This window comes from Rhodoferax sp. OV413 (genome assembly GCF_945881795.1).
Lineage (GTDB): Bacteria > Pseudomonadota > Gammaproteobacteria > Burkholderiales > Burkholderiaceae_C > Allorhodoferax.
The window spans coordinates 1-3736 of the sequence record NZ_CAMCVG010000140.1 but is presented as its reverse complement, the minus strand read 5'-3'; the positions used below and the strand labels follow the sequence as shown (position 1 = coordinate 3736).

General features: G+C 63.0%; 3 protein-coding genes. All 3 read right to left on the bottom strand.

Features of this window, described 5'->3' with window-relative positions; genetic code table 11:
• Positions 1-2100, bottom strand: a 2100-nt coding sequence (locus Q0O05_RS11705; protein WP_293663234.1) for a glutamate synthase central domain-containing protein, incomplete at its 3' end; no start/stop codon positions are given.
• 178 nt (positions 2101-2278) lie between these two features.
• Positions 2279-2977, bottom strand: a complete 699-nt coding sequence (locus Q0O05_RS11700) for a transposase (RefSeq protein ID WP_293663232.1) — start codon at positions 2975-2977, stop codon at positions 2279-2281.
• 36 nt (positions 2978-3013) lie between these two features.
• A complete protein-coding gene (locus Q0O05_RS11695; protein ID WP_293663230.1) occupies positions 3014-3505 on the bottom strand; it encodes a hypothetical protein in 492 nt (163 codons plus the stop codon).
• Positions 3506-3736: the final 231 nt, after the last annotated feature.

The window sequence follows — 3736 nt, the reverse complement described above, 5'->3', positions numbered from 1 at the left end:
TTCCACCACCAGGCCCGCCGTGGTGCGCAGTCCGGCGCGCACCAGGTGCTGGTGGATAGCCGACAGGGCCAGCAGTGCCGGAATAGCGACCTGGTTTGCGCTGATAGCGCGGTCGCTGACGATGAGGATATTTTTGCCGCTCTTGATAGCGTCCACCGCTTCGGCGCACAGAGACGCCAGCTTGGCCTCCACGCCCTCGTGGCCCCAGGCCAGCGGGTAGGTGATGTCCAGCGTGTAGCTGCGGAACTTGCCTTGGGTGTGCTTCTCAATGTCGCGCACCTTGGCCATGTCGGAGAAATCCAGAATCGGCTGCGTCACTTCCAGCCGCATGGGCGGGTTGACCTGGTTGATGTCCAGCAGATTGGGCTTGGGGCCGATGAAAGACACCAGCGACATGACGATGGCTTCGCGGATCGGGTCAATCGGCGGATTGGTCACCTGCGCAAAGAGCTGCTTGAAGTAGCTGTACAGCGGCTTGTTTTTGTCCGACAGCACGGCCAGGGGGCTGTCGTTACCCATGGAGCCGATGGCTTCTTCGCCGGCAGTGGCCATGGGGGCGATCAGGAACTTGAGGTCTTCCTGGGTGAAGCCGAAGGCCTGCTGGCGGTCCAGCAAAGGCGCCTGGTCTTCGGCGCGCTTGGGCTCGATGGCGCCCACCACAGCGGACAGGGCCTGGTCGACGCGGCGCTCCTCGAAAGTCACATCGTCGAGCTTGATCCGCACGTTCTCAATCCACTGCTTGTAGGGCTTGCTGTTAGCAAGGCTGGCCTTGAGCTCTTCGTCGTCAATCATGCGGCCTTGTTCAAGGTCGATGAGGAACATCTTGCCGGGCTGCAGGCGCCATTTGCGCACGATCTTGTTCTCGGGCACGGGCAAAACGCCCGACTCGGAACCCATGATGACCAGGTCGTCGTCGGTGATGCAGTAGCGCGAGGGGCGAAGGCCGTTGCGGTCCAGGGTGGCGCCGATCTGGCGGCCATCGGTGAACACGATGGAGGCGGGACCGTCCCATGGCTCCATCATGGCGGCGTGGTATTCGTAGAAGGCCTTGCGGCGCTCGTCCATGGTGGTGTGCTGTTCCCACGGCTCGGGAATCATCATCATCACTGCCTGGCTGATCGGGTAGCCGGCCATGGTGAGCAGCTCGAGGCAGTTGTCGAAGGTGGCGGTGTCGGACTGGTCGGCGAAGCTGATGGGGTAGAGCTTTTGCAGGTCAGCGGCCAGCACCGGCGACGTCATCACGCCTTCGCGCGCCTTCATCCAGTTGTAGTTGCCCTTGACGGTGTTGATTTCGCCGTTGTGCGCCACATAGCGATAGGGGTGGGCCAGCGGCCACTCGGGAAAGGTGTTGGTGGAAAAACGCTGGTGTACCAGGCCCAGCGCCGATACGCAGCGCTCGTCTTCGAGGTCTTTGAAATACACGCCCACCTGGTCGGCCAACAGCAGGCCCTTGTAAACCACGGTACGGCTGGACATGCTGGGCACGTAGTACTCTTTCGAATGGGTCAGACCCAGCGCCTGGATGTTGGCGCTGGCGGTCTTGCGGATCACGTAGAGCTTGCGCTCCAGCGCGTCTTGCACGATGACATCGTTGCCGCGGCCGATGAACACCTGGCGCAGCACCGGCTCTTTTTCGCGCACGGTGGGCGACATCGGCATGTCGCGGTTCACCGGCACATCGCGCCAGCCCAGCAGCACCTGGCCCTCGGCCTTGATGGCGCGTTCCATTTCTTGCTCGCAGGCCAGGCGGGAAGCGTGTTCCTTGGGCAAAAAGATCATGCCAACGCCGTACTCGCCCTGGGGCGGCAAAGTCACGCCAACGGTGCCGTCCGGCGCGGTGCCGGCGCGGGCCATGGCTTCGCGGTAGAGCGCATCGGGCACTTGGATCAGGATGCCGGCGCCATCGCCCATTAGCGGGTCGGCGCCCACGGCGCCACGGTGGTCCAGGTTCTCGAGAATCTTGAGCGCGTTCTTGACGATGGAGTGGCTTTTCTCGCCGCGAATGTGGGCCACGAAACCGACGCCGCAGGCATCGTGCTCGTTGGCGCTGTTGTACAAACCGTGGTCTTTAAGGTGTTGGATTTCGGCGGCCGTCGTCATGGCGAACTCCTAGGAATGACAGTGGACCCGGAGGATACTGCAATGCAACAAAAGAGCCAAGTCAATTAAATGGGGTCAGACACCCAATAATTCCGACCCAATAATGTGGAAATTAAATCGGGGACATATCAAAATTGATAGCTACCAGCGCATATCCCATAAGCGCTAACGCCTATTTTTATGCTTTTTTGGCGCTCGAAGCAGGCCGGCCGGGAGATTTGCGCACCAGCCTGCGGGCGGTGAGTTTTTGCAAGCCATCCAGGAAACCGGCGTCCCCCAGCGCCCAGGCGCGTGTCACCGCGTCGGTGATGGTGCTGCGCTGCACTGCGGTGAGGCCCTCGCCCGCCGCGGCCTGATAGGCCGCTTCCCGCGCAAAAGGCGTGTTGCCCAGGCCCCAATAGGCCGGATGGGTGCTTAGCCGCCTGTCGGGGCGGGCTCCGCTGTAATGCGCGAAGCTGGACCATGGCGACTCTGCCGGCGCGGGGCCGGGGCCGGTGTTGCGCTGCGGGTGGGTGTCCATGAAGGTGAGAACCTGTAGCGCATAGGCCGGCTGCAAAACCGCAGACTTGAAACGACCCTCCCACAGTGTGCCGCGGCGGGCGTAGCGCTGGTTGAAATAGCGCACATATCTGCGGCCCAGCCCCTGCATCATGAGCGGCAGGGCGACATCGGTGGGAGGCGTGAGCAGCAGATGGAAGTGATCGGGGAGGACGGTGTAGCCATGCACCGCCACGCCGTGCTGTCGGGCCGACTCAAAAACCGCCTCGAGCAGTGTCTCAAAGTCCTGGGTGTCAAGGCAGACCGGCTGTCCATGTCCGCCCCGCTGCAGCACATGGTGCAGGTGCGAGGCAATTGCCAGCCGGGGAAGCCGTGCCATGGGGCGCGATGGCAGCAGAAAACGCGGGAGGCGCGCTTACTTCGGCGCTTTGGTCACGCGGACCTTGCCTCCGGTGGTCACGATGATCACCTCGTCGCCGGATGCGAGCTGCTCATTGCCCTTGGCCTGCACGATGGCGCGGCGCTCACCGCCCTTGAGCTGTACCAGAACTTCCACCGCTTCTTCGCGGGTGGCAAAGCGCTCGAGTGCATTGCCTGCGGCAGCACCGGCCACACCGGCCAGCACGCCCAGGACCTGGGCCTCGCGCTGCACGCCGCTGCCGCCAAAGCCGCCAATCGCACCCACCACGCCACCCACCGCCGCGCCGGCGCCGGACTGGTTTCCGTCCACCACCACATTGCGCACCGACAGCACCACGCCGTCTTGCACCTGGGCCATGCGCTGGGCGTCTGCGCGCTGGATCACGTCAGGGCTGCTACTGGCGCAGGCGCCCAACACAGCGGCCAGCGCCAGTGTCGATGTGGTGACTGCGGCTCGCCGGAGGGGAGCTTTCAGGGAAGTTTTCATGGGATTTTTAGGGGACTGGTTCATCAAAAATGTCATCGGTTTCTCCGTGTGCAAAGGCCTGGCCTTATGGACCATTAACGTCGGCGGGCAGGATTTCGTTGTCAGCCTGATTGTCGGCGGGCAAAGTAAAGCGCGTATCGAGCAAGGCCAACAGGCCGAATTCCCCCAGCAAGGCCCTCAGGCGCTGGGCCGCCGCACGCTTTTTCTGACCGGTGTGGCGCGCCAGAATCA